This is a genomic window from Lacrimispora sp. (assembly GCF_047605665.1).
Classification (GTDB): domain Bacteria; phylum Bacillota; class Clostridia; order Lachnospirales; family Lachnospiraceae; genus Lacrimispora.
On sequence record NZ_JASGFH010000001.1, the window covers coordinates 37,364 to 62,615 of the forward strand.

The window sequence follows — 25,252 nt, forward strand, 5'->3', positions numbered from 1 at the left end:
TTCCTCCTTTTGTTCGCATTATCTTGTTCCACCGCCTGAACCGCCGCCAATAGAGCCGCCGCCCCCGCCAAGGGAAGCAAATCCGCCGCCTCCGCTGCGTTTTTCCTGCTCACGCCGCTGTTCGGCTTGCTTCATATTGCTGTAAAGCAAGTAGTGGTAGGAATAGGCGGCCGCCATGCTCCCGCTGTAATCGGTCAGCTCGGCAGAAATTTGGGGGTACAGCTCTTTCATCTGCTCCGCCACCTGATCGGCGATGCCAAACAGCATGGCATAGGTCAGCAGTTCCCTCCAAATCGGCATTTCCTTGACGCCGCGCTCGGCAATGAGTGAAAAATCCGTCAGATACCGTTTCAGCCCCATCAGCTCGCCCAGCGCCTGTTCACCGGTTGGCGTCAGATCCGTCAGCTTTGCGGGCATATCCCACCGTTTCAGGCAGATTTTTTGATTCAGCCAAGTTCTGCCTGCGTTTTCGCATTTCTGTATGTAGGCACGCAGCAGTTTGTCGTTTTGACTTGCAAAGTGTTCCAGTTCCTTTGCCTGTAAAGTGGAATCCGAACCGGCCGCGCTTTCGAGCACCGTATAAAGGTACTCGTCATATTCGTTCATACTGCTATGATTGCTGCCCACCAGCCGCAGGCTCACTATTTCTTTGGTTTTGCCCATCAAACCGATCTGCTGCGTTTCCACAGGGGACAGGCAGCCAAGCTGAATCAGCCGCAGCATTCCGGTGGAAAGAATCGCACCGTCCTCACACACATCAAACAGCCGTCCCAGCGCATAGGTGGCACTCAGATTGCCGTCGTTGGGAATGTCCCTGAAATACCCGAACCGCTCTGCAAATCGTTGCCTTTTTTTCTCCGCACGTTTCTTTTTCATTCTGAAAAACCAAATCATCAACCCGATGGGAAGTCCGATGGACAAAAGCATCGTGACAATCGCTTCAAATGTGGATACTTCTTCGCCGGTATCATCGTAATCGCTGCCTGAAAAGGCAGTTTCTTTTACTTCCTCAAAGCTGCCCTGTTCTTTCCGTGAGGGGGACAGGATTCCTTTCTCCAGAGAAAACAGTACCGTCACATGGTTTTCGGGAGCAATGGGGCTTTCCGTGTAGGCCAGAATAGCGCCGTCTGAAAATTCCACCTGTCCATCATAGCCAAAACCCCATATGTCGGCGGTTTCATCGGTGATGGGTGTGCCGTCCGCCAGCCGGATTTCAACCTTCACATCGGTGGGTGTGGTGTTCATCCCATCGTTTACAAATCGGAAGTTTACGCCATCCCTGTCGCTGTAACCGCCCACCGCATTGTCCAGCTTATATTCAATCGCATAGCGGTTTTGTCCATATCGGCTGATGCCAAAGCAGATTTCATACCCGCTGTCCGTATCATGGATGCCGCATTTTCTCGCCTTTTCTTTAAAGCTCCAGTCAATGTTCCAATCCGAAACCGTCTCATAGCTCCCGTTTTGGTCGGAGACCATAAGCTGGCTGATGGTCAGATAGTCGGGTGCGTTCATGGGAATGTAGCTTTCGGTTCCCTCGTTAAAATCTCCCTCCCACACCTGTGTCACATACATGGAGCCGTCCTCGTAAATGACCGCCTGAATATCCATGGTATCGACCTGATTTGCCGCAAAAGCCGGGAGAGGGAGGGCAAATAATAAGGCAAAGCATAGAATTAGGCTGCTCACCTTTTTACGCATCGGGCACCTCATTTCATGCAGGGCATATTCGCCTTGTCAGCCTGCTCCACAAGATAGTCTCTTTGCCTAAAACCCAGCATTCCGGCGGCCATGGAGACTGGAAACATTCGGATTTCACGGTTCAGCTTTGTTACACTGTCGTTATAGATCAGACGGCTGGTGCGAACCATGTTTTCAAAGGTCTGCACCGCGTCCATGGTTTTGATGTAATTTTGATTGGCTTTCAGGTCGGGGTACTGCTCCGTTACCATGGAAATCCTGCCAAGGGCTTCGGAAATAACCCCTTCCTGACGCATCACCTCGTCCGGCGTGGATTTTGCCGTGATGACGCTTCTTCTTGATTTGATTGTTTCAATCAGAGTTTCGCTTTCGTGCTTGGCATAGCCCTTTGTCAAATCCAAAAGGGCCGTCAGCGCATCAAAGCGGCTGGAAAGCTGCACCCCGATCTGGCTCATGGCATTGCTGATATTCTCATCCAGCACTACCAGTCTGCGCTGCGTGGAGATAATCCATAGAGCAATAACCGCAATAATTACGGTGATTGTGATGAAAGTTGGCAGCATAGTCATTTCCTCCTTTTTGCAAAAGCGGATGCGGGTGTTCCGCATCCGCTTTTGCCATGAGATTATTTTTTATGTTTTATCTATTTGATAAAACGGCGATGGTCAGTTGCTGTAAGGCTCGCTGTACTTGGCGATTATGTTGGGCATTTCGTCCAACATAGCCTGATACATTGCCACAACCTCGTCAATTCCTTCTGTGCTGGTGTCCCCGTATCCGTCAAGTTCTCCAAGTCCAACTCTTGCGGAGTCCATCGTGGCATATACTGCGTTCAGTTCCTGCACCGCCTCCTCGTCCTGATCCCAGCCGTTTGCCGTAGCCGCTGCCGCCGCCTCTTCGTACAGCGGGCCCATCTTCGCCATAATGTCTACAATTGCCGCTGCCTGCTCGGGGGTTACGTTGTCTTTCCGTTCCGCAGCGGCGGGGGTGGATTCCGGCGTGGATGCAGGGGGTTCGGCATTGCCGCCGCAGGCTGCAAGGCTCAGTGTCATGGCAAGCGCCATCATAAGTACCAGTAATTTTTTCATTTCTAACTCCTCCGTTTTCTGTTGGGGTGTGTAGGGCAAAGTCCCATGTGTTCACTCTATCAAAATCTTGCCGCAGAAAACCGCTTGTCGCATGAAGCATGATTTTTTCGACATGAATCATAGTTTTAGATTGTCGACTTTTATGGTAAAATTATTTTGGAGAAGTAGATTTATGGAGAAGCGGAGGAATGCTTATGCTGCAAATTGCGTTATGTGACGACAATATTGACGAGCTATCCAATATGGTACAGCTCATCGACCTGTATCGAACATCAAGACATCTAAACTGTGAACACGCCGTCTTTCCAAACGGGTTTGAACTGGTTTCGGCATTGGAAAAAGGAAAGCGATTTGATATATACTGTCTGGATATTATGATGCCAAGCTTTACCGGCATTGATGCGGCAAAGGAAATTCGCACCTTTGACAAAACCGCACCGATTTTATTTTTTACCTCATCGCCAGAATTTGCTTTGGAAAGCTATTCGGTGAAGGCTATCAACTATGTACTCAAACCAATCTCAAAGGAAAAACTATTCTTCACCTTTGATGAGCTGCTGGAACAGATGAACGTGGAAAAAGAAGAGGATGCGTTGATTGTAAAGAGTAACGAGGGTATCCAAAAAATATTGATTTCTAATTTAGCTTTTGCCGAGGTCATCGGCAGAAACGTGCTCTATCATCTGCGCTCCGGTAAAGTTATCGAATGTACCGAAGCCTTTTCCTCTGTCTGTGATAATCTGATGAAATATGGGTGTTTTATGAAGCCCCACCGCTCCTATCTTGTGAATATGCAGTATGTGGACACCATTGAAAATCATCAGATTACCTTGCAGACTCTTTCCTCTGTTCCTGTTGCACAGGGCAAGGCAAAGGAGATGAAGCAGCAATATCTGCATTATCAAATGGAGGGGGGCGCTTAAAATGGCAGTAATCGTGATTGGGCTCTTACGATTTGGTGTTTCTTTGGTCTTTGGCCTCACGGTGTCCGTTCTCTTTGCAGGAATAGAACCCACAAAGAAAAACAGGCTTGTCACCGGCCTGCTCTGTGTCATTTTTCTTTTTGTCCAGACCGCCAGCTATTGGCTTTTGGGCTTGGATTTGACATCAAAGCTGTATCCGCTGATTATCCACCTGCCGCTGATTGTGATATTCACCCTATACTATAAGCGCCCGTGGCTCATATCCGCCGTCAGCGTGCTTTCCGGTTATCTTTGCTGTCAAGCGCCGCGCTGGTTTGGTTTCCTTGCAGGAGCCGCTTTAGAAAGCAGGCTTGCAGACCATATTTTTTACATAGCATTCGTGTTTTTGGCCTATTATTTCTTGAAAAGATATGTAGCCGGATCTGTTCGGCAGTTGATGGAGAAGTCCACGAAATCTTGCTTATTTTTAGGCGGAGTTCCGCTTTTTTACTATCTGTTTGACTATGTGACCGCCATCTACACCGATGTGCTTTACAGCGGAACCGAATGGGCGGTACAGTTCATGCCCTCAACAATATCTGTTTTCTATTTTGTGTTTGTGATCCTCTACTACGCTGAGACACAAAAACAGGCAAGCCTTCAAAGAGAAAAGGATATGCTGGATGCACAGTTTAGACTGGCGCAGACAGAGTTTGCTTCTCTGCGGCAGTTACAGCAGAACGCCGCATCCTACCGGCATGATATGCGCCACCATTTTGCTCTTTTACAGGGACTGGCCTCCAAGGAACACATCGAGGGGATCAAAGAGTACCTACAAACTGCCCAGTCCGACATGGATGCCATCACGCCCACACGCTTTTGTGGAAACGAAACCGTCAACCTGATTTTGTCCACTTTTGCTACGAAAGCAAAACAAGGGTCAATCATGCTGACAGTAGATGCGAAACTGCCTGATTTGCTTCCCTTTAGCGATACTGAGCTTTGCTCGCTCTTGTCGAACGCTTTGGAAAATGCTATCCATGCCTGTGAACAGATACCTGACAGCAACAAACGCATCATCCGGCTGCGTATGTATTCCAAAAATAATAAGCTGTGCATTGATCTGCACAATAGCTTTCAGGCAGAGCCAATATTTCAACAAGGGCTTCCAGTATCAAAAGAACAGGGGCATGGCTTTGGCACAAAAAGCATGGCTCATATCGTGGAAAAGCATGGCGGTGTATTTCAGTTTTCGGTTAAGGATGGCTGGTTTATATTTCAGGCTACTGCATGATCTTTCAATTAACTTATTTTCCGCTATTGATACCAGTTCACTTGAGTAGTTCAAGGGGGGCTGCAAAATGGTTTGCACTATTATTTTTTCTATTGCATAAGGATAAGTTGATAGTTTTCACTTTTGACATTCCCACCCCAGCTTGACAAAGCTCCCCGGACCTGTTACCATAAATTCACGGCAGAAAAGGCCGTACCGAAAGAAGATTATCGAATAGAGCAAAGCCTGACAAATCCGACGCCTGCCGTGTCGGTTCTGTCAGGCTTTATATTTTTCCCCGAAAGGAGGTGCAAGCATGGTTTTCAGCTTTTGGAGCGCAGCGACACCCTGCCGCTTGCGGCAGGAGAAAACACCGGATAAAAACGCAGTTTTTAGACCGGAGTGCAGGAATAGGCGAATGTCACATTCGCCAAAAACAGCCTACAGGCAAAGCCTGCAACGGAAATCCGAGGGGTATCATGGAACCCCTGTGGACTGTCGGCTTAACAGCCGGAAAAGAGGTGTGAAATGAAACCCTATACGACTATCCAACTCAATGTAAAAGTAGACGATACCACCGCAGACCAAATCAAGCGGCTGGCCGCCTTCAACCAGATTACCGTTGCCGAGCAGCTCCGCCGCTTCATCGGGGAGGGACTGTCAGTGAGCGGCAATACCCAGCACATCGACCTGATTGCCAGCATCATCCGGCAGGAGCTGACGGCGATTTACCACCCTGCTGACATTCAGCATCTGGTGGCGGGACAACTGGAGGAAACGCTCCAAAAGTTTGAGAATCCCCAGCGCAAAAGCGGTAAGACCTCCGCTGCCGGATACTTCCTGCTGCTTAAGGTATTGATGTACTTGACCGGCAATCTCAGTGCGGAGGACTTTGCCCAAATGGCGGAGCAGGCAGGACGGATGGGCGTGGAATTTATGAAGCAGAGCAATTCCACAATCAATGAAATCTTACAGGATGGTAACTACGCCTGCGGGACAGCAGCCAATCTGTAAATCGTAAAATCGAAAGAAGCGCCCATAGGGGCTTAAAATATATCAAACAATTTAATTCCTTTTTGAAGGGAGGGAGCGCATGAAAAGCCTTGGTCAATCGAACATTGCGATTGCCGAAGGCGACAAAGAGAAGCGTAAATTTGAAATCGGCGGGGCGATTTACCTTGTGACCGCATACTACAAAGAGCAGAGCAAACTGACTGCTGCGGACAAGGTAGCCCGTTTAATTGAAAAAGAGATAGAAACAGCATAGAGAGTCGATTTTGTCTGGACGCGCAGAGCGATTCCGGGTAAAATGGATTCATACAATTTATTCGGAATCGTTTTGGCTGTAAGGAAGAAAGGAGTATTGAATGTTACAGCAAAACGACCGGCGAGCCGCCGGTGGCACGATCACGGCTCTTTACTGCCGTTTAAGCCAAGAGGACGAGCTTGCGGGCGAGTCCGGCAGTATCCAGCATCAAAAGCAGATATTGAGGGAGTATGCCGAAAAGAATGGTTTTCCCAACCCAAAGGTATGGGCGGACGATGGGTATTCGGGGGTCAGCTTTGACCGCCCCGGCTACAACGACATGATGGCCAAAGTGGAAGCCGGGAATGTGTCCACTATCATTGTCAAAGACCATTCAAGGCTTGGCAGAAACCGTCTTTTCATGGGCTATCTCATTGAGGAGAAATTCCCTGACTACGGGGTGCGGTACATCGCCATCAATGATTCCGTGGACACGGATAGGGGGGTGGACGAAAGCCTTGCCATCCGTGACTTATTCAACGAGTGGCACGCCCGTGACACCAGCAAGAAAATCAAGGCGGTGAAGATGGCGGCGGCAAAGCGTGGGGAACGGATTGGTTCAAAACCGCCCTACGGCTACCAGAAAGACCCCAATAATCCGAAACGGATTGTCCCCAATGAGGACACCGCCCCCATTGTTCGGCGCATCTTCTCCCTGTGTGCCAGCGGCTTAGGTCCCAGCAAGATTGCACGGATTCTGCGAGAGGAACAGGTGCTTACGCCCACCGCCTACGCCTATCGGACGGAGGGAACAAATCACATTTTCCTAAACACGGATAAACCCTATGGGTGGAGCCAGAAAACGGTCAGCGGGATTTTGGAGCATGAGGAATACATCGGAACAACCGTAAACTGTCGTTCCTATATACCCTCTTTCAAGAGCAAAAAGTCCAAGGACAACCCGCCGGAAAAGTGGCTGCGGTTTAAGAATGCCCACGAACCGCTCATTAACCGAGAAACATGGGACATCGTGCAAAAAGTAAGGCAGGGCAAGCGCAGACCCAACAAGATGGGCGAACAGGATATGCTTTTCGGCTTGGTGGAGTGCGAAACCTGCGCGACAAAGCACTACTTATGCCGCTGCGGAAACTGGAACGAGGAACAGTATACTTACACTTGTGGCAGATACCACAAGCACAAGGCTGAATGTACGCCCCACACCGTCAAGGTCATGGCGCTGCATCAGATTGTACTGTCGGAAATCCAGCGGGTGACAGCGGAGGCTAAGGTGCATACGGAGCAATTCTTACAGAGGGCAATAGATAAGCACCAAAGCCAGTTAAAGCGTGAGCTGTCCTCTAAAGCAAGGGAACTGGAAAAAGCTCAAAAGCGCCTTGCCGACTTGGATAAGCTGTTCCGCAAAGCCTTTGAGCAGTTGGCACTTAAAAATCTGTCCGAAGTGCAGTTTAAGACGCTGACTGGCGGCTATGAATCCGAAAAGCAGGAGTTGCTCACCCTGTCCGGCAAGCTGGAGCAGGAAATCAGCGATGGGAAGGACACCATGCTGAACGCCGACCGCTTCATGGCGGTTGTAGACAGGTACACCGATATTCAGGCATTGACGCCTGAAATCGTGCGGGAGTTTATCGAAAAAATTGTGGTGCATGAGCGTTCCGAGCGTTGGAAGAAGAAAAACTACACCCAGCAGGTTGATGTCTATTTCAACTTTGTTGGAAGAGTTTAGGGCATGAGAAAAGCCGTAGAACTTCAAAATCCTACGGCAAATCTCAAAAAAGGAAAACATCCTTATTGGCAGGGGCCATTCTTACTGCCCCCGTTTTTAAATCCTGGCTATGATACGGAAAACAGCCAGATTATTCCATATTTATCTTGAAGAGAACCGTGTAACTTTGCAAAAAATGAGGGTTCCAGCTCCATCAGCACCTGGCCTCCTTCTTTCAGAAGGTCCCATGCTTTTTTAGCGGCTTCTTCCGAGGTCATTTCAAGGCTGAAATTGATGTTTGTTCCCACTTCCAGGGGCCTTGCAACATCAGCTCCCATTAAGACTCCTGCTTCCTTTAAACTCACCTGAGCATGCAGTACAAAATTCTTCTCTTCCTCTGAAATGGGGAAATCAAGGTTTGGCGGCATTTCACCGTATTTCTGCATGTGGATTATTTCTCCGTCAAAGGCATTTGCATATAGCTGGAACGCCTCTTCACAATTGCCGTTAAAAAAGATGTATGGCTTGATCATAAGTTTTTTGAACTCCTTTTTTCGATTTCACCCATAGTATCACTCCCTTTTCCGGATTTATACCGGCAGCCAGGAGGGTGTCTTCCTATCTTGACATAAGATCATTCCCTTTGTCAAGCATTTCCTTTCATACTCATGTATGATGGGTCAGGCCCTTCCAAAAGCCGCCCGTTGCCGCTGTTTTGCATGAGCACGTGTTCAATCCTGGGAAGGAAAATGCCTAAAGACTCTTTCAGCACATCTTCAATGGTTTCTACCGGAATAATGGTAAGCTGGTCTTTCACTTCGTCGGGAACGTCTTTTAAGTCACTGACATTGTCCCTTGGAATGAGAACACGGTTGATTCCGGCTCTCTGGGCTGCCAGCAGTTTTTCTTTCAGGCCGCCGATTGGAAGTACGGCTCCCCTTAAAGTGAGTTCGCCTGTCATGGCCAGCTTGGGGTCCACCTTGCTGCCTGTGACCAGAGAAGCCAGCGCTGTAAACAATGCGATTCCCGCTGACGGGCCATCCTTTGGAACTGCTCCTGACGGAACGTGGATATGAAGGTCTCTTTCTTTAAAATCAAAGGCATTTAAAGGAAGTCTGGATTTTAAGAGGCTCAGCGAGATTCTGGCTGATTCCTTCATCACGTCTCCCAGCTTTCCAGTCAGCATAATGGCTCCGTTTCCAGGCATATGGGTTGCCTCTATAAAGAGGATTTCTCCGCCTACCGGAGTCCAGGCTAAGCCTGTCACCACTCCCGGAGGATTGTCAAGCTGTGCCTTGTCGTGACGGGATACCTTTCTTCCAAGGATATCCTCCAAATCTTCCTCACGGATTTCATAAGGCAGCTCTGCTTTATTGGAGACGATCTTTTCTGTGGTCACTCTGGCTATGCTTGCCAACTGCTTTTTCAGTCCCCGCACGCCTGCTTCCAGGGTATAGTCGCTGATGATCTTTTGCAGTATCTGGTCATCAATCACAATCTGCTCCTGCTTTAAGCCATGCTCTTCCAAAACAGCCGGAATCAAATGATTCTTTCCGATGTGGAATTTTTCATCTGACGTATAGCTGGATATCTGAATGACCTCCATACGGTCTAAGAGCGGGCCTGGGATGGTATCCAGGGAGTTGGCCGTTGCCACAAAGAAGACATCGGATAAATCGTAAGGAAGGTCTAAGTAATGATCGGTAAATGTGTTGTTCTGCTCCGGGTCCAGTACCTCTAACAGGGCGCTGGCAGGGTCTCCGCTGAAACCGCCGGACATCAGCTTATCCACTTCATCTAAAATCATAACAGGGTTGGTCGCCCCGGCCTTTTTCATGCTCTGGATGATCCTTCCCGGCATAGCCCCTACATACGTTCTCCGGTGGCCTCTGATTTCAGATTCATCCCGGACACCGCCCAGGCTTAAACGGATATATTTTCTGTCAAGGGCTTCTGCAATGCTCTTTCCTAAGCTGGTCTTACCTGTTCCGGGAGGTCCTACAAGAAGCAGGATGGAGCCTTTTTTGTTCTTATTTAACTGCATAACAGCCAGATGCTGAATGATCCTGTCCTTTACCTTTTTCAGGCCGTAATGCTGGTCGTCTAAAATCCTTCTGGCGTTTTCCAAGTCAATGGACTTCGCCCCTTCCTTTTTCCAGGGAAGCTGGACGAGAAGGTCTAAGTAGTTGCGGATGATGTTATATTCGGGCCTGTTGGATTCCTGTTCATTTAATTTATCCAGTTCTTCCAAAGCGGCTTCCCTGATCTCATCAGGCATGCCGGCCTCTTCAATTCTGGTCAGGTAATCGACGTCTTTTTTGCCGCCTTCTCTGCCCTCGTTCAACTCATCCTGAATGGCCTTTAACTGCTCTCTGAGCACGGTTTCCCGGTAATTCTTGTTGGCCTTTTCTGAAAACTTCTCGGATATCTCCATCTGCAGCTCAATCATTTCCTTCTGCTTTAAGAGATAATCCATAAAGCGCAGGCTCCGTTCTTTTAAGGAGCTGATTTCCAGTAGCTCATATTTTTCCTGAGCCGGTATCTGGGTGAACTGGGATAAGTAGGATATGAGAGAATTTATGTCATGAAAACCGTTGACCACTTTCTGATACTGGTCTCCGCCTGTGAATTTTGCACTGATCTCACTGGTGATATTTTTAATGTAGCCAAGGATTTCCTCCCGGCTCTTTTCATCTAAGTCCTCCTGATCCGGGCTGAGCCGGTACTGGGCGTATGTGACGCCGCCTTCCGTCCGGATTTCTCCTATTTCCACACGGTCAAAAATCCTTGCAGCCACCTTGGCGCCTTTTTCCGTAAGCTCTGCACCGCTCACTGCAAAGATCACACCGACTTTATGAAAATCTGATGCTTTCAGACTGCCGCCGCTGTTGCTGTGTACAGGAAGGGCAATTTTTACGGTTTCGCCGTCTTCTAAGTGCTGAATCTGGCTGTTATTTACCGGGTCAAAAAGAAACATGGCATCGGTATGGGGAAGTACAACTTTATTTGATACGGGAAAAACGATTCCTGTTTTGCTCTCATAGTTATTCATCATGGTTTTATCCTTTCTGTGCATATTTTAAAAGTGAATGTTCGTTTAATTATGTTTTGTTTTTTTGCGAGACTTTTCGTAAAAACAGCTTTACAAAAGAATCCCGCCTGTTAAAAAAACTATAACAATATTGCATCTTGAATAATCTGAATCATTTCCTGCAAAAGGTCTGCCTTCTGTTCTTCGGTTTTGCAGTTATCAATGGCAATGACTTTTACCGGCTGAAACATGATCGCCAGTAAATTATCTTCCTGATAATTCTTTATGATGCGGCTCCTCTTCATGTCTGTCATCAAATCGTAGATATTACAGACACCCTTTTTTCCGGAACAGTTATTGGCTAAAGAGGGACAGTTGGAAAACTGCTCCACAAAGCTGAATACGTCCCTGTTCTCTGATATATAGTTGTAGTAACTGCGAATCAGCAGTTCAATCTGCTTGCGCCCTTCCATCTCCCGGTTTATGCACTCCAGCAGGTAATCATAGATTTCCTCTGAATATTCCGAGTAAATGTCATGGAGCATATCTTCCTTATTCTCAAAATAGATATACACCGTTGCCGGCGAAACCCCTGCCAGTCTGGCAATTTTAGAGACAGAGGTGCCGTGAAAGCCCTCCTGCAGGATCAGCTTAATGACTGCTTCTTTAATGCTTCTCGCCTTTTCGTCGTCTTTTTTTCTCATGACATCACCTCTATGCCTTTATAATAAACGATCATTCATTTATTGTCAATATATTTTTTGTGACGAAAGTTTGTATTTGACCGTATTCTTCTCCTCTGAAAAAAGGAAGGATATATCCATACTTTGGATACATCCCTCTTCATATTTTTTTTATAGTTTATTCCTAAAGAAAAGCTTTCTAAAATAAGCCTGAAAGTCTTCAAATTCAATCCTCTATCTCGCTTTCCAGATACTTTTTTATTTCTTTTACCGTATGCTCTTCCTTCTCTTTTCGATTCCAAAATACAATTTTATGAATTTTTTCCTCTGAAATTGGTATTCCCGCTTCCTGGAACTGCCTTTCAATATATTCACGCATTTCCCGCCCTTGTTCTAGCGCATCCTGGACAATCTGGTATAAATATTCGGGTTTGCGTAAATCACCCAAATCATTAAAAATTGCATTTGCAGCTACCAATGCATCTCTCATATAGGATGCATTGTCTTTAAATAAATCGCTTTCAATATAAAGTCCTTGCGATTCAATAAACATAGAACAGAAAGTAACAATTGTACGAGTATTTCCTTCACGATAAGGATGTACTTTCCAAAGTCTTGCCATATAATCGGCAAAGGCTTCCGCTGCCTTGGCAAATTCTGCCGCCTTCCAATCAAACTGATTCATTTCAGACAGAACCTGATTCGCATCTCTTTCAATATCATAACAATCCGAATATTCTATAGACAGTTCACCCAAAACCACTTCTGCCTTTTCCGTATTGATTATTCGCGGTTTTCCAGCCCACTCATATATATCCTGAAATATATGATAATGCATTTTACATAGTGAATCAAAATCAAACTTTCTCCAATCAGCCTCCGTTACAACTTCAGAAAGCCGATATAACGTATAATCTGCTTCCATGTCCTTCAAAGTCTGTTCATCATGGATATCTGCCAGATTTTTCAATACTTCTGAATTCGGATACAAATAAGGGTCCCGCATCTATATTTTCCTACCGTTTCATTTTATATTTACGGTCAAGTGCCTTTTTCACTTCTTCCATAGAAATTTCTCCCTGCTTTTCCTTGCTAATCAATTCTTTCATTTCAGGGGTAGGCTCCAGACCATCCACTTTAATCATACCAAGGGCATAATCCCATTTTTTATCTGCTTTTACCAACATCGGAACTCATCTCCTTTGCTTAAATGTTATAGCGATAGTATACCACAAAGCATTCTTTATAGCCACCTGTTCATGCATATTTCACATGAGCATAAAATCTGTCCCTATCATATGAATATGCTTTTATATTTTAAAGGAATAGTAATAAGACTTTCCATTCTCCGTCAACCGCCGGATATCCACTTGAAAGATATCACTGATGCAGCGATGAATCTCAGGGCTGGATGCGTCCTCATAAGCGGCCACCCTCCCCTTTTCCATCACAGCCAGACGGTCTGAATAATTCAAAGCCAGATTGAGATCATGGAGAACGAGAACAACGGTCTTTCCAAGGTCTTTATTTAAATGGCTGATCAGTTCCATGATTTCATAGGAAACATTGATATCCAGATAAGTGGTCGGTTCATCGAGAAAGATAACCGGAGTATCCTGAGCCAGCACCATTGCGAGAAAAACCCGCTGGCGCTCTCCCCCCGATAACTGGCGCAGGCTTTTTTTCCGGAGAGACTGACAGCAGGTCACTTCCATGGCATATTCCGTCAAGCGTTTATCCTCGGCAGAGGAGATGCTGATGGGGGATTGATGAGGATATCTTCCCGACATCACCGCATCCTCCACCGCCATATCAGGTATGTAACCGCTTTGCAGCAGCACGGACACCTTTTTGGCAAGTTCCTTCCTCTTCATGCCGCCGATCTCTTTCTCTTCTAAAAACACCTTTCCCTTATTGGGATGCAAAAGCCGGGAAGCCAACTTTAACACAGTACTCTTTCCGCAGCCATTGGGTCCGATGATGGTGGTTATCTTCCCCTTCTCAAAGCTTAAATCCATTTCCTGAATCAGCGGCTGCTTACTGTAGGAATAAGTCACACCCTCCAGCCTGATCATAATTTTCCCTCACCCCTTTTGCCTGTTTTTAAAAATCAGATAAAGAAAGAACGGACCTCCCAGAAATGACATCAGAATGCCCACCGGAAGCTCATACGGAAGAAACACGGTTCTCGCCAGAAGATCGCATAAAATAACGAACACGCCTCCCGCCAGAGCGCTGGCCGGAATGACAAACCGGTTATCCTGCCCTATGATCAGTTTCACCCCATGGGGAATCAAAAGGCCCACAAAGCCGATCATTCCTGCAAAGCTGACTGCTGCCCCCGCCAGTATGGCTGCAATGGTTAAGTAAATACAGCGGCATGCATTTACATTCATGCCCAATGCTCTTGCGCTGTCCGCCCCAAGGTTTAAAATATTAAGTCCCTTAGAACTGAACAAAGCCAGAATGAGCCCGGCTCCAATAAAAACTGCGGGATACAAAAGAGCGCCGGAAGTGGCTGCCGAAAGCCCTCCCACGAGAAAATTTCCGGCACCTACATACGCATCGGGATACAGAATCATAATTGTATTCATTCCCGCACTGAAAATGCTGTTGACCACAAAGCCTGTCAAAACCAGCAAAACTCTCGACATCCGCGCAAACATGGTGATTGCCAGAACCAGCATACAGGCCAAAAGCGCGCCGGAAAATGCCGCCAAAGGCAACAGCAGAGGAGCCGCCGGAAGAAAGGCAGAAGCCAGCAAAACCATCAGCCCTGCCCCTGCATTGACTCCTATGACATTGGGACTCGCCAGAGGATTGTTCAGAACAGACTGTATCACAGCGCCGGATACCGCAAGGGCGCTTCCTGAAAGCAAAGCCCCCATCACTCTGGGTAGGCGCACTGTGAAAAGTATCCGGTATAGGGAGTCATCAGGGTCACCTGTAAAGAGGGTTGCAACCAGTACAGAAGGCCGGATATTACTGGCTCCCAGGCACAATCCCAGCAAAACAGAAGCCGCCAGCCCTGCGGCTGATAAAAGGATAATGAAAAGCCTGGCTTTATTCGTTCGTTCCATAGAGAATCTCCCAAAGGTATGTATAGCTTTCTGCCCATTTTCCATTTGGTTTATACAGAAACTTTTCTTTCGGCAAAAGGATATAGCGGCCGCCTTTCACGGCGGTGAGACCGCTCCACGCCGGATTTTTTTCTATGGTTTCCTTTAAATTCTTCCTTGCAAGATCATCGTCATTTCCCATGGGAATCACAAAGATATAATCCGGGTCTTCCTTCACAATGCTTTCCATGTTAAATTCCTTCAGTAGGCTTTGATTCTCGTCAGCGATGTTTCGGCACCCTAAATCCTTCAGCATTTTTCCCGTCATGGTCTTGGAATTCTGGCCCGCTGCTCCGCCGGAATAGGTAATGAGAAGCAAAACAGAGGGCGTTGTCTGAGGCTTTGAGCCGGAAAGAATTTCTTTGATCTCCGCTTCCGCATCCAGCCCGTTTTTCTCATACAGCTCAGGCTTTCCCGTTATTTCCGTACAGGTTTTAAGCATGGAAAGATAATCTTCAAAGTGGGTTACCTTAAAATAAGCCGCCGGGATGCCTGCCTGTTTAAAAACTTCCTTAAGGGCTGCATGCTCTTTTGTCTCTGAGGACAGCAAAACCAGGTCCGGATTTAAGGCTATGATTTTTTCCATACTGGGGCTGTTGAACTTCCCTACAGAAACAATTTCCTTTGAAAGCTCCAGCCCTCTTTCCTCAAAAGCATCATCTGTAACGCCTGTCAGAGTGCCTCCGGCTGACAGCCAGATTTCTGCAAAGCTTCCCATCAAGGCCACCACACGCTCAGGATTTTGAACCGTCACTTCCTGGCCCAGGGCATCGGTAAACCGGTATCCTTCCGGGGATGCGGAAACTGATTCTGCCGCCTTTTTTCCGCATCCTGCAAGCCCGTTTAACACCACGAAAAGCATCACTGCATAAGCCATTATTTTTATCTTCAATTGGGCAGGGCTCCTTTTTCCAATAATTGTTTTCCGTAAGCGCAGTAACTGTCCTCCGCCATATAATCGCCTTCATGGTAATATCCCGCCCTGGCCCGGCAGCCTCCGCAGGCTTTCCCATAAGCGCATTCCCGGCATGTCCCCTTGTAATCCTGGGTGCGCAGGTTTTCAAACAGGCTGCTGGTCTTCCATATCCTGTCAAAGGCTTCCTCACGGACGTCCCCTGCTTCCTCAACCATATAGGCACAGGGGCGGACCTTTCCCACAGGGCTTATCACGCAGTAAGAAAGCCCTGCAAGGCAGCCTCTGGTAAAACGGGTGTCCACCTCCATCTCCTTTGCCACTCTCGTAAACTGGGGGGCGCAGGTAGGCTTGATATCAATGGGAACCTCTTTCTGCTTCGCCATAATGGTCTGCAAAAGCCTTTCATACTCCATCACTTCCAAAGAGGTTTCTTCCAGATATATTCCCCTGCCAACGGGAATCAGGAAAAACAGGTAGCTGGCAACGGCTCCTGCCCTCACGGCAAAATCAATGATATGGCTGACCTCCTCCTGATTCCAGTCCATGATGGTCGTATGAATCTGAAAAGGCAGGCCGGCTTTTTTACAGTTTTCAATTCCTCTAAGAGTCAGACGGTATGCATTTTCATCCCCTCTGAACTGGTTATGCTTTTCTTCATCCAGACTGTCAAGACTGATCCCCATAGACGCGGCCCCGCACTCCTTCAGCTTTTTAGCCGCCTCTTCCGTGATCAGCATTCCATTGGTGCCGAAAACGGGCCTGAGTCCTCTCCCGGACGCATACGATACCAGAGTGTAAATATCCGGTCTCATTAACGGTTCCCCTCCGCTGAATATCATAATGCGAAATCCCGCCGCAGCAATCTCATCAATCAGTTTTTTTGCTTCCTCCGTGGTCAGTTCATCCGTTTTTTTGCTGCCTGCATCCTGATAGCAATGCTTGCACTTAAGATTGCACTGGTTTGTTGTCATCCATGAAACGATCATATGCCTCTCCTCTTCCGGTCAAAAGTCACTTTATTTCATCATAATTGCAACAATCCCTTTTCATTCCACAAACATTTTATTTTTACCGGCATCCTGAAAATAAGTTCCGGTTTTCTGCTGAATTTTCAGTTCATTCACTTATTTACAACATTCTGGGGACAGCCCTTGGCATAAGCCCTTAAGTTATCCACTGCAATATCCATCAGCCTTTGCCTCGTTTCCTTGGGAGCCCAGGCAATGTGAGGGGTGATGATGCAGTTTTTGGCCTGCAGCAGGGGATTGTCCTCTTTCATCGGCTCCACAGAGACAACATCAACGGCTGCTCCGCCCACCTTGCCGCTGTTTAATGCCTCCTTTAAATCCTCTTCCACAATCAAAGGGCCTCTGGAGCTGTTGAGAATCATGACATGATCCTTCATCCTGGCAATGGTCTCTTTATTGATCATGCCCTGGGTATCCGGGTGAAGGGGGCAATGGAGGGAAATCACGTCAGAATTTGCCAGAAGCTCATTAAGCTCTGCATAATGGCAGGTTTCCGTTTCCAGGCTTTCTTCCCTGGTTCTGGAGTAAGCCAGAATCTTCATTCCCAAAGCCTGGGCAATCTTAGACACTGCCTGCCCAATTCTTCCAAATCCGATGATTCCCATGGTCTTTCCAGCCAGTTCCGTAAGGGGGTAATTCCAATAGCAGAAATCCTCACTTCTCGTCCAGTCCCCTTCCATAACGGACCGGGAATGATCTCCGATACGGTGGCAGAGCTCCAGCAGCAGCGCGATGGTAAACTGAGCGACAGCTTCCGTCCCATAGGAAGGAATGTTGGACACCGGAATGCCCCGTTCCTTTGCCGCCTCAATATCCACCACGTTGTAGCCGGTGGCAAGCACACCGATATATTTGATACCGGGACACGCTTCCAAAGTGGATTTGCTCAAAGGCGTCTTGTTGGTATAAACTGCCTCTGCATCACCGATCCGTTCAATGACCCGTTCTTCCGGGGTTCTGTCATATACTGTGACTTCACCGAACTGTTCCATTCCGTTCCAGGATAAATCCCCAGGATTTTCCGTATAACCGTCTAATACCACAATCTTCATTTCGTCGGCCTCCCATTCTGATATGTGAAATCATCTTTTTGTATTTTAATCCTCCAAAAGTGCCCATGCCCGGTTGATGACCCGTTTTGTATTGGCCAGGATAATATCTCCGTCTTCCCCTGTCCATGGCTTCACTTCAAAGGAAAGGACGTATGGATTTTTGCTGTTAAAAAATCCCTCTTCTTTCAACACGGTAAAGAAGTCTCTTAACTCCTCCACATCATTGGCGCTGTTTGGATAACCGAATCTGGGGTGCTGGTCTCCATAAGCTTCACAATCCTTTTTCACCACAGCGTTTCCGATATGGAAGTGGGTGAGGTAAGGGCGAAGGGTCTGGATTACAAACCGGCTGGTTTCATACGTGGTGGGGAAATGGGATAAATCGACCATCAAGCCGAAGTTATTGTGGCTCATCCGCATATCTGCTGCAAATCTCGCCGCATAGGGAGCCGGTCCGATGAGGGCCGCCTTGTCCATATCAAAATCAAACACTTCCAGCTCCACGATCATCCCTTTTGCGGCGGCATAATCGCACAAGTTTCCGGTGGTTTTTAAAAGCTGCTCATAGGCCTGATCCTTTGTATCCGCCTCCCACTTTCCTGCCAGAAATGCAATTCCTTTGGCTCCCAGGTACTCAGCTTCGTCAATTGCTTCTATGAGAGTCTTTTCTGCCGCTTTTCTGCCCTCTTCATCGATGTCATTGGGATTTAATTTGGGGCCTAAGAGCCTTGGCTGGGCGCCGTAGCACACCGTAAGATGAGACTGCTCCAGCATCTTTTTCACCTGTTTTCTCTTCTCCTCATCGGCAATCTGGGTCAGCTCAATGGCTCCGAAATATTCATCACATGCGATTCTTTTTACAGAATCCAGAATATCGTACTGAACAGGCGGGTGGCTCATCCATTGGATGGTTCCCACCTGAAAATATTTCTGAATCGGGTCTTTCATACGTCTCTACCTCCTGTTTTTTCGTGCTTTCCTGTTAATACCATTTTACCACAGAGCACAGACCACGGCAAATAAAAAAACGCCGCAGCTGCGGCCAGGAGCGGACTCCTTAAGGGCTGCAATTACGGCATTTTTGAAATGATTCTTACTCTCCGAACACTTTTTTATAATCAGCCTGGAACTTTTCAATTCCCTGATCTGTCAGCGGATGCTTTGTCATCTGGAGCAGAACAGGATACGGCACTGTTGCGATATCAGCACCTGCCTTGGCACAGTCAATCACATGGATGGGGTTTCTCACGCTTGCGGCAATGATTTCTGTTTCGATCTCATGAACCATGAATATTTCCGCAATATCCCTGATTAAATCAATTCCCGGCATGGAGATGTCATCTAACCTTCCCAGGAAAGGAGAAACGTAAGCAGCGCCTGCTCTGGCTGCCAAAAGAGCCTGAGCTGCTGAAAAGACCAGGGTCACATTGGTTTTAATTCCCTCCGCTGTCAGCACCTTAACAGCCTTTAAGCCTTCCACTGTCATGGGGATTTTCACTACCATATTGTTATGAATGGAGGCTATTTCCCTTCCTTCTGCGATCATGCCCTCTGCATCAACGGTAGTGGCCTTCACCTCACCGCTGATCGGTCCGTCAACCAAGTCCGCAATTTCTTCCACTACAGCTTTGGTGTCTCTTCCCTCTTTTGCAATCAGGGACGGATTAGTTGTCACTCCGCAGATAATTCCCATTTCATTTGCTTTTTTAATTTCCTCTAAATTCGCTGTGTCTACAAAAAATCTCACAATGCCTTCCTCCTTGTATAAATGACAAACCATTTTTCTGATGTTTGCTTGTTCTTATTATTTTACCATAGTTGGAGAGAAAACTCAATTGCAGTCTACCTGCGGGGCAGCACATGAATCGCTCCGCCAAGACAGTCCTCCAGCGCCTCTGCAACGGATTCATTATACGTAGGATGGGCCCGCATAGCCTTTAAAAGCTGTCTGACAGTCAGTTTATTGGAAATAGCTGTCCCCATCTCACCGATCATATCCGTAGCCCTGGCACACATCATCTGAGCGCCCAGCAGCACACCGGTTTCCTTATCCGCTACAACCTTGACAAATCCTCTCTCTTCCTTGGTAACAGAAGACTTGCAGTTGCCGTGTGTCAGGAATTTTCCGACAACAACCTCAATTTCCTTTTCCCTGGCTTCCTCTTCCGTCATCCCTACACAAGCAATTTCAGGATCAGTATAAACACAGGAGGGAATGACTGATAAATCAATGGATAGCTCCTCGCCGTTCATCGCTTCCACCGCGCAGATTCCCTGAGAACTGGCCGCATGAGCCAGCTGGATTCCTCCGATCACATCGCCGATGGCAAATACGCCCGGCATGCTGGTCTCAAAGTTCTCCTTCACCACAATCCTGCCCCGGTTCATTTCCAGGGAAACGCCTTCTTCCATCAGTCCCTCTGTGTTGGGAATCCGCCCTGCGGCTGAAAGCAGGTAAGGGCTTTTTACAACCCCCACCGTTTCTTTATTTTTTCCCTTCTCCAGAAACGTACAGATAAATTCCGGTCCCTCTTTTTCTATTTTCTGCACAAACGCCTTGGTGTAAATGTCAACACCTTTCTTTTTCAAAATCAGCTTTAAATTCTGTGAGATTTCCTTATCCAGTCCGGGCAGAAGCCTCTCCTCCGCCTCCAGCACCATGACCCTGGTGCCAAAAGAGGCAAATACCGTGGCAAATTCCACTCCTATGACTCCGCCTCCTATGATAATCAGGCTTTCCGGCACATGATCAAGCTGGAACAGCTCATCGCTGGTCATGACGCCTGGAAGGCGGATTCCCTCGATAGGAGGAAAAGAGGGCTTTGACCCTGTTGCAAGAAGGACACGCTTCCCTTTCAGAAGGATTTCCCCATCCTCTGTTGTGACCCTGACGCTTCCATCCTTTGTCACTGTTCCGGTTCCATGAATGCGGTCCACCTTATTTCCCTTTAAAAGCTGCTCCACCCCAAGTCTGAGGCCTTCAGAAGTCTCATCTTTATAGGACATCACCTTGCTGTAATCGTAGCTCACATCCTTTGAAATGATTCCAAACTTTTCTCCTGACAAAACCTCCTGATACAGCTTTGCAGCATGGAGCATGGCCTTGGCCGGAACACAGCCCCGGTTTAAGCAGGTGCCTCCTGTTTCCCGGTTTTCTATGACCGCCGTCTTCATTCCTAGCTTTGCAGCTTTGATGGCCGCTACATATCCTCCGGGGCCTGCGCCGATAATGAGCAGATCATACATTTCCTCCATCCAATTCCTCCTTAAAGGGCGTTTGAAGTGAATTTCAAACGCCCCTGATTTTTACAATTCTGCAGTTGCAAAAAACTCTTTTAAATCCTCGATGATGGTCCGGTGGGCCTGATTTTCGGCAGGAACTTCTTCCAGCCTGGCGCGGATATCATCATTGGCATATTTACAGCCCTTTATATAACCGGGAAGCATATCCATAAGGTCCGGTTCCATGGAATCAGAAAATACCTGTAAATCCTTTATCATTCCTCCATTCACCTGAAACTGCCAGATGACATTTCCCCATACAAACCGTTTTGAAAGCTCATACTGGAACTCCATGTTCCGTCCATAGAGCCAGTCCCAGGAAGAAAATTTCTCCCTTCCCTCTGCCAGCGCTTTCCCGTCCAGCTCCTCCTGTTTGCAGATAGCCGCCTTACAGCCGTAAATTTCCTCAAATGCCTCCAGAAGCTTTTCCTTTAGCAAATCAATGGTCAGATCAGGCCGGTATTCGGAAAGGTTGGTCACTCTGGACCGGACAGAATCCACTCCTTTTAGTGCCAGCTTATCCTTGGAAACCTGCAGATATTGGGACAGCTTATCGAGGTCTGCACTGACCATCAAAGTTCCGTGGTGGTAGCACTTATCTCCCCTCGTATAAAAGGCGTTGCCGGAAAACTTCCGTCCGGACACGGTAATATCGTTCCGTCCCGATTTTTCCGCATGGATTCCCAGCTTTTTGACCCCGCTTAAAATGACTTCCAACTGCTTTTCCAGATCGTAATTTCCCTTCTGAACAAGAAATGTGAAATTCAGATTTCCGAGGTCGTGATATACAGCGCCTCCGCCTGAAAGCCGTCTTACCAGATGGCCCCCATCCTGTTCCAGCTCCCGGACTCTGCACTCCTTCCACGGATTCTGGTTTTTGCCGATTACAACTGTGTTTTCATTCTGCCAGAGGTATAAGGTGCAGGCGTCTTTTCCTGTTGTCTCCAGTAAATATTCTTCAATGGCAAGATTTAAATAGGGATCATAGCCGTTTCCGTCTACATATTTAATTTCCTGTATCATCTTTATCGGTTTCCTTATCTGAGAAGTCGTATTTTAGTATTGGATTTCTGGCTGCCTTCACTTCATCAAGCCGGGTGACCGGTGTGCGGACTGGCGCCTGATGCAGGGTTTCCGGATCGGATTTTGCCGTTTCATAAAGGCTGCGGAATACGGAAATCACATGATCTAAGGTTTCCTTGGATTCTGTTTCTGTAGGCTCTGCCATCAATGCTTCCGGCACAATTAACGGGAAATACATAGTAGGCGGATGGATTCCATGGTCTAAAAATCCTTTTGCGATGTCCATGGCTGATACTCCGGTTTCCTTCTTAAGCCTTGCCAGACTCATGACAAACTCATGCATGCACAGCCCTGGGTATGCCATATCGTAAATGTCCTTTAATTTTGCCATCATATAGTTGGCATTTAACACAGCATGCTGTGATGCCTGGGGAACGCCTTCCTTTCCAAGCATGAGCAGATAAGTTGTGGCCCTGACTACAGTTAAGAAATTTCCGTAAAAGCTCTTCACACGGCCCATGGTTTGGGGCGGATTCTTAAGCAGATACCGGTCTTCCTTCTCTGTTAAATCACCGGGTAAAAACTCAGCTAAAAAGCTCTTGCAGCCCACCGGTCCGCTTCCCGGACCTCCGCCTCCGTGAGGGGTGGAAAAGGTTTTATGAAGATTTAAATGAACCACATCAAAGCCCATATCACCGGGCCTTACCATGCCCATGACAGCGTTTAAATTGGCTCCGTCATAGTAAGCCAGACCGCCTGCATCATGGATGATTTTTGTGATCTCCAGTATATTTTTATCAAAGAGTCCCAGGGTGTTGGGATTGGTCAGCATGAGGCCTGCCGTATCCTCTCCCACCGCTTTTTTCAGCGCCTCTAAATCCACTCCGCCGTCCTCTGCCGATGGGATGCTGACTACGGAAAATCCCACCATGGACGCGCTTGCAGGATTGGTTCCATGGGCGGAATCCGGAACTATGATTTTAGTTCTCTTTTTATCGCCCCGGCTTTCATGGTACGCCTTCATCAGCAAAAGTCCTACAAACTCTCCGTGAGCGCCGGCTGCCGGCTGAAAGGTCATCCGGTCCATTCCCGTAATTTCACAGAGGTACTGCTCTGCTGTCTTTAACATCTCCAGACACCCCTGTACCGTATGCTCCGGCTGCAGCGGATGAATCTGGGTAAAACCGGGGAGTGAAGAAGTGTCTTCGTTAATCTTTGGATTGTATTTCATGGTGCAGGAGCCCAAAGGATAGAAGCCGTCATTGACGCCGTATGCCATCTTTGCAGTCTCTGTATAGTGCCTGCTTATATCATTTTCAGACATCTGAGGCAGATGCAGATTTATTTTTCTTAAATCTCCTTCCTCCGGCATGGTGACCGGAACATCACACTCCGGAAGAATGCTTAAGCTTCTTCCTTCCCGTCCCTTTTCAAATATCAGCATACCCTTACACCTCCTTCAGAATGTCGATGACACGGTCAATGTCATCCTTTGCATTCAGTTCCGTACAGCACCATAATATCTGCCCGGCTCTTTCACCGGTTAAAGGATAGCCGCCAAGGATTCCCTGTTCCTCCAGCGCCTTCATCACTTTTTCTGCAGGAACCTTGGATACAGTTACAAACTCATGGAAGAATTCCCCTTCATTGATAACCGCATATCCGATGGATGCCAGACGGTCAGCCATGTAATGAGCTTTTGACATGCACTGGAGCGCCGCTTCCTTCAGCCCTTCCGGTCCCATTGCCGATAAATAGACGGATACTGCCAGAGCGCAAAGAGCCTGATTGGAGCAGATGTTACTGAGCGCCTTTTCTCTCCTGATGTGCTGTTCCCTGGCCTGAAGGGTCAGAACGTATCCCGTCTTTCCGTTGGCGTCAACGGTTTCTCCGGCAATTCTTCCCGGCAGCCTTCTGATCATATCCTTGGTACACGCCATAAAGCCGATGTACGGTCCTCCAAATGATAACGGAAGTCCAAGGGGCTGCCCCTCTCCCACAGCAATATCAGCGCCGTACTCTCCCGGTGTCTTTATGAGCGCCAGGGAAATGGGATTCACTCCCATAATATACTTGGCTCCGGCTTCCTTTGCTATGGTTCCGATCTCCTCTGCCGGTTCTAAGCTGCCGTAATAATTAGGATTCTGGATATAGACACATGCAGTCTGGCCATCCGCCTTCTCCTTTAAGAAGTCCAGGTCTGTAAGGCCGTCTTTTTCAGGAATGACAACCAGCTCCATCCCATTTCCAAAGCAATACGTTTTTATAGTCTCCATAACCTGAGGATGAACCGCCGCGGATACAAAGGCCTTATCCTTTTTCCGGTCTCTGCACATGGCCACAGCTTCCGCAGCCGCAGACGCACCGTCGTATACGGAAGCATTGGCCGTATCCATTCCCGTCAGTTCGCAGATCATGGTCTGATATTCAAATATGGAACGCAAAATTCCCTGGCTCAGTTCCGCCTGATAGGGAGTGTAAGCCGTATACAGGGTTTCTTTTGAAAGCACGCTTTTCACAATAGAGGGAATGTAGTGCTTATACGCACCTGCTCCCCTGAATACCACCGGAAACACCTTATTCTTTGCTGCAATGCCTTCCACTTTTCTGTAAACTTCCATTTCAGACATTCCCTTTGGAAGGTTTAATTCGCCCTTCAGCATGACTTCCTGGGGAAGCTGTCCAAAAAGGTCTTCTATTTTCTCAACGCCGATGGCTGACAGCATTTCTTTTCTGTCCTGATCGGTTGCAGGTATAAATGAACCCATATGCGGACCTCCTCTTTATTCCATCTCGTTTTTCACAAATTCTTCGTACTCCTCAGAACTTAAGAATTCTTCCTTATCCGTAATGTCGGTGATCTTTACAAACCAGGCCTCATAAGGCGCTTCATTGATGTTCTGGGGCGCGTCAAGAAGCTCTTCATTGATTTCTGCCACGACTCCTGTTACCGGGCAATACACATCAGAAACTGCTTTTACAGACTCCACATCGGCAAATGACTTGCCAGCTTCTGTCTCGTCGCCTTCCTCCGGAAGGTTCACGAATACAAGCTCTCCCAGTGTATGCTGGGCATAATCCGTAAGTCCTACCAAAGCGGTTGTCTCATCCTCAAACTTCACCCATTCATGTGTTTTTGTGTAAACCAGATTTTCCAATACCTTCATAATTTCTTCTCCTTTTCA

Annotated in this window: 25 protein-coding genes; 5 read left to right on the plus strand and 20 right to left on the minus strand. The window is 47.6% G+C overall.

Going from position 1 to position 25,252, the window contains the following annotated elements:
- Positions 1–18: 18 nt before the first annotated feature.
- From QM657_RS00230 to QM657_RS00240, 3 genes are all read right to left on the minus strand, one after another.
- Positions 19–1,701, minus strand: coding sequence for a DUF2207 family protein (locus QM657_RS00230; protein WP_415064515.1), 1,683 nt, complete (start codon positions 1,699–1,701; stop codon positions 19–21).
- Between the two features lie 8 nt (positions 1,702–1,709).
- Positions 1,710–2,264, minus strand: coding sequence for a LemA family protein (locus QM657_RS00235; RefSeq protein WP_415064516.1), 555 nt, complete (start codon positions 2,262–2,264; stop codon positions 1,710–1,712).
- 102 nt (positions 2,265–2,366) lie between these two features.
- Positions 2,367–2,624: a hypothetical protein gene (locus QM657_RS00240; protein WP_415064517.1), complete on the minus strand. Its 258-nt coding sequence runs from the start codon at positions 2,622–2,624 to the stop codon at positions 2,367–2,369.
- 359 nt (positions 2,625–2,983) lie between these two features.
- Here QM657_RS00240 and QM657_RS00245 point away from each other — a divergent pair, with 359 nt between their 5' ends.
- The 5 genes from QM657_RS00245 to QM657_RS00265 all read left to right on the plus strand — a co-directional run bounded on the left by QM657_RS00245 (position 2,984) and on the right by QM657_RS00265 (position 7,954).
- Positions 2,984–3,712 (plus strand): LytR/AlgR family response regulator transcription factor, encoded by a 729-nt coding sequence (locus QM657_RS00245; RefSeq protein WP_415064518.1) that lies wholly within the window; start codon positions 2,984–2,986, stop codon positions 3,710–3,712.
- Between the two features lies 1 nt (position 3,713).
- A complete protein-coding gene (locus tag QM657_RS00250) occupies positions 3,714–4,985 on the plus strand; it encodes a sensor histidine kinase (protein WP_415064519.1) in 1,272 nt (423 codons plus the stop codon).
- 507 nt (positions 4,986–5,492) lie between these two features.
- The gene (locus QM657_RS00255; protein WP_415064520.1) at positions 5,493–5,978 is read left to right on the plus strand and encodes a hypothetical protein; all 486 of its coding nucleotides are present in this window, start codon (positions 5,493–5,495) and stop codon (positions 5,976–5,978) included.
- A 79-nt stretch (positions 5,979–6,057) separates the two neighbouring features.
- Positions 6,058–6,231 (plus strand): hypothetical protein, encoded by a 174-nt coding sequence (locus tag QM657_RS00260; protein ID WP_415064521.1) that lies wholly within the window; start codon positions 6,058–6,060, stop codon positions 6,229–6,231.
- A gap of 100 nt (positions 6,232–6,331) precedes the next feature.
- Positions 6,332–7,954, plus strand: coding sequence for a recombinase family protein (locus tag QM657_RS00265; protein ID WP_415064522.1), 1,623 nt, complete (start codon positions 6,332–6,334; stop codon positions 7,952–7,954).
- A 107-nt stretch (positions 7,955–8,061) separates the two neighbouring features.
- On the opposite strand, the gene QM657_RS00270 is transcribed toward QM657_RS00265, so the two are convergent.
- The 17 genes from QM657_RS00270 to gcvH all read right to left on the minus strand — a co-directional run bounded on the left by QM657_RS00270 (position 8,062) and on the right by gcvH (position 25,234).
- Positions 8,062–8,466 carry a VOC family protein gene (locus QM657_RS00270; protein WP_415064523.1) on the minus strand — a complete coding sequence of 135 codons (405 nt, stop codon included), beginning with the start codon at positions 8,464–8,466 and terminating at the stop codon, positions 8,062–8,064.
- Between the two features lie 113 nt (positions 8,467–8,579).
- Positions 8,580–10,988 (minus strand): endopeptidase La, encoded by a 2,409-nt coding sequence (lon, locus tag QM657_RS00275; protein WP_415064524.1) that lies wholly within the window; start codon positions 10,986–10,988, stop codon positions 8,580–8,582.
- Positions 10,989–11,104: 116 nt separating this feature from the next.
- Entirely contained in the window at positions 11,105–11,668 is a 564-nt protein-coding gene (locus QM657_RS00280) for a TetR/AcrR family transcriptional regulator (protein WP_415064525.1), read from the minus strand.
- A gap of 205 nt (positions 11,669–11,873) precedes the next feature.
- Entirely contained in the window at positions 11,874–12,653 is a 780-nt protein-coding gene (locus tag QM657_RS00285; protein ID WP_415064526.1) for a Fic/DOC family protein, read from the minus strand.
- Between the two features lie 10 nt (positions 12,654–12,663).
- Positions 12,664–12,834 carry an antitoxin VbhA family protein gene (locus QM657_RS00290; RefSeq protein ID WP_415064527.1) on the minus strand — a complete coding sequence of 57 codons (171 nt, stop codon included), beginning with the start codon at positions 12,832–12,834 and terminating at the stop codon, positions 12,664–12,666.
- A gap of 123 nt (positions 12,835–12,957) precedes the next feature.
- Positions 12,958–13,722 (minus strand): ABC transporter ATP-binding protein, encoded by a 765-nt coding sequence (locus tag QM657_RS00295; RefSeq protein ID WP_415064528.1) that lies wholly within the window; start codon positions 13,720–13,722, stop codon positions 12,958–12,960.
- A 9-nt stretch (positions 13,723–13,731) separates the two neighbouring features.
- Positions 13,732–14,727, minus strand: a complete 996-nt coding sequence (locus QM657_RS00300; protein ID WP_415064529.1) for a FecCD family ABC transporter permease — start codon at positions 14,725–14,727, stop codon at positions 13,732–13,734.
- Positions 14,711–15,658, minus strand: coding sequence for an ABC transporter substrate-binding protein (locus QM657_RS00305; protein ID WP_415064530.1), 948 nt, complete (start codon positions 15,656–15,658; stop codon positions 14,711–14,713). Before QM657_RS00305 ends, QM657_RS00300 begins: the two co-directional genes overlap by 17 nt.
- Positions 15,655–16,668 (minus strand): putative heme d1 biosynthesis radical SAM protein NirJ2, encoded by a 1,014-nt coding sequence (gene nirJ2 / locus QM657_RS00310; protein ID WP_415064531.1) that lies wholly within the window; start codon positions 16,666–16,668, stop codon positions 15,655–15,657. The genes QM657_RS00305 and nirJ2 overlap by 4 nt, the downstream gene beginning before the upstream one ends.
- A 134-nt stretch (positions 16,669–16,802) precedes the next feature.
- Positions 16,803–17,762: a D-2-hydroxyacid dehydrogenase gene (locus QM657_RS00315; RefSeq protein WP_415064532.1), complete on the minus strand. Its 960-nt coding sequence runs from the start codon at positions 17,760–17,762 to the stop codon at positions 16,803–16,805.
- 45 nt (positions 17,763–17,807) lie between these two features.
- Entirely contained in the window at positions 17,808–18,710 is a 903-nt protein-coding gene (locus QM657_RS00320) for a sugar phosphate isomerase/epimerase family protein (protein ID WP_415064533.1), read from the minus strand.
- Between the two features lie 145 nt (positions 18,711–18,855).
- Positions 18,856–19,509 (minus strand): fructose-6-phosphate aldolase, encoded by a 654-nt coding sequence (gene fsa / locus QM657_RS00325; RefSeq protein WP_415064534.1) that lies wholly within the window; start codon positions 19,507–19,509, stop codon positions 18,856–18,858.
- A 95-nt stretch (positions 19,510–19,604) separates the two neighbouring features.
- Positions 19,605–21,017 (minus strand): dihydrolipoyl dehydrogenase, encoded by a 1,413-nt coding sequence (gene lpdA / locus QM657_RS00330; protein WP_415064535.1) that lies wholly within the window; start codon positions 21,015–21,017, stop codon positions 19,605–19,607.
- A 51-nt stretch (positions 21,018–21,068) separates the two neighbouring features.
- A complete protein-coding gene (locus tag QM657_RS00335) occupies positions 21,069–22,067 on the minus strand; it encodes a lipoate--protein ligase (RefSeq protein WP_415064536.1) in 999 nt (332 codons plus the stop codon).
- On the minus strand, positions 22,051–23,511 hold the full coding sequence (gene gcvPB, locus QM657_RS00340) for an aminomethyl-transferring glycine dehydrogenase subunit GcvPB (protein WP_415064537.1): 1,461 nt from the start codon (positions 23,509–23,511) through the stop codon (positions 22,051–22,053). Before gcvPB ends, QM657_RS00335 begins: the two co-directional genes overlap by 17 nt.
- Before the next feature lie 4 nt (positions 23,512–23,515).
- Positions 23,516–24,835, minus strand: coding sequence for an aminomethyl-transferring glycine dehydrogenase subunit GcvPA (gene gcvPA / locus QM657_RS00345; protein ID WP_415064538.1), 1,320 nt, complete (start codon positions 24,833–24,835; stop codon positions 23,516–23,518).
- 15 nt (positions 24,836–24,850) lie between these two features.
- A complete protein-coding gene (gene gcvH / locus QM657_RS00350) occupies positions 24,851–25,234 on the minus strand; it encodes a glycine cleavage system protein GcvH (RefSeq protein ID WP_415064539.1) in 384 nt (127 codons plus the stop codon).
- Positions 25,235–25,252: the final 18 nt, after the last annotated feature.

What these genes read in the sequence shown, in the direction of transcription:
- lon (WP_415064524.1), bottom strand. Translation starts at nt 10,988, where the DNA reads ATGATGAATAACTATGAGAGCAAAACAGGAATCGTTTTTCCCGTATCA.
- gcvPB (WP_415064537.1), bottom strand. Translation starts at nt 23,511, where the DNA reads ATGCTGATATTTGAAAAGGGACGGGAAGGAAGAAGCTTAAGCATTCTT.
- QM657_RS00315 (WP_415064532.1), bottom strand. Translation starts at nt 17,762, where the DNA reads ATGAAGATTGTGGTATTAGACGGTTATACGGAAAATCCTGGGGATTTA.
- QM657_RS00260 (WP_415064521.1), top strand. Translation starts at nt 6,058, where the DNA reads ATGAAAAGCCTTGGTCAATCGAACATTGCGATTGCCGAAGGCGACAAA.
- QM657_RS00240 (WP_415064517.1), bottom strand. Translation starts at nt 2,624, where the DNA reads ATGGCGAAGATGGGCCCGCTGTACGAAGAGGCGGCGGCAGCGGCTACG.
- QM657_RS00235 (WP_415064516.1), bottom strand. Translation starts at nt 2,264, where the DNA reads ATGCTGCCAACTTTCATCACAATCACCGTAATTATTGCGGTTATTGCT.
- QM657_RS00300 (WP_415064529.1), bottom strand. Translation starts at nt 14,727, where the DNA reads ATGGAACGAACGAATAAAGCCAGGCTTTTCATTATCCTTTTATCAGCC.
- QM657_RS00290 (WP_415064527.1), bottom strand. Translation starts at nt 12,834, where the DNA reads ATGTTGGTAAAAGCAGATAAAAAATGGGATTATGCCCTTGGTATGATT.
- QM657_RS00250 (WP_415064519.1), top strand. Translation starts at nt 3,714, where the DNA reads ATGGCAGTAATCGTGATTGGGCTCTTACGATTTGGTGTTTCTTTGGTC.
- QM657_RS00285 (WP_415064526.1), bottom strand. Translation starts at nt 12,653, where the DNA reads ATGCGGGACCCTTATTTGTATCCGAATTCAGAAGTATTGAAAAATCTG.
- QM657_RS00255 (WP_415064520.1), top strand. Translation starts at nt 5,493, where the DNA reads ATGAAACCCTATACGACTATCCAACTCAATGTAAAAGTAGACGATACC.
- QM657_RS00295 (WP_415064528.1), bottom strand. Translation starts at nt 13,722, where the DNA reads ATGATCAGGCTGGAGGGTGTGACTTATTCCTACAGTAAGCAGCCGCTG.
- lpdA (WP_415064535.1), bottom strand. Translation starts at nt 21,017, where the DNA reads ATGGAGGAAATGTATGATCTGCTCATTATCGGCGCAGGCCCCGGAGGA.
- QM657_RS00280 (WP_415064525.1), bottom strand. Translation starts at nt 11,668, where the DNA reads ATGAGAAAAAAAGACGACGAAAAGGCGAGAAGCATTAAAGAAGCAGTC.
- gcvPA (WP_415064538.1), bottom strand. Translation starts at nt 24,835, where the DNA reads ATGGGTTCATTTATACCTGCAACCGATCAGGACAGAAAAGAAATGCTG.
- gcvH (WP_415064539.1), bottom strand. Translation starts at nt 25,234, where the DNA reads ATGAAGGTATTGGAAAATCTGGTTTACACAAAAACACATGAATGGGTG.
- QM657_RS00245 (WP_415064518.1), top strand. Translation starts at nt 2,984, where the DNA reads ATGCTGCAAATTGCGTTATGTGACGACAATATTGACGAGCTATCCAAT.
- QM657_RS00270 (WP_415064523.1), bottom strand. Translation starts at nt 8,466, where the DNA reads ATGATCAAGCCATACATCTTTTTTAACGGCAATTGTGAAGAGGCGTTC.
- QM657_RS00320 (WP_415064533.1), bottom strand. Translation starts at nt 18,710, where the DNA reads ATGAAAGACCCGATTCAGAAATATTTTCAGGTGGGAACCATCCAATGG.
- QM657_RS00265 (WP_415064522.1), top strand. Translation starts at nt 6,332, where the DNA reads ATGTTACAGCAAAACGACCGGCGAGCCGCCGGTGGCACGATCACGGCT.
- QM657_RS00230 (WP_415064515.1), bottom strand. Translation starts at nt 1,701, where the DNA reads ATGCGTAAAAAGGTGAGCAGCCTAATTCTATGCTTTGCCTTATTATTT.
- QM657_RS00335 (WP_415064536.1), bottom strand. Translation starts at nt 22,067, where the DNA reads ATGATACAGGAAATTAAATATGTAGACGGAAACGGCTATGATCCCTAT.
- nirJ2 (WP_415064531.1), bottom strand. Translation starts at nt 16,668, where the DNA reads ATGATCGTTTCATGGATGACAACAAACCAGTGCAATCTTAAGTGCAAG.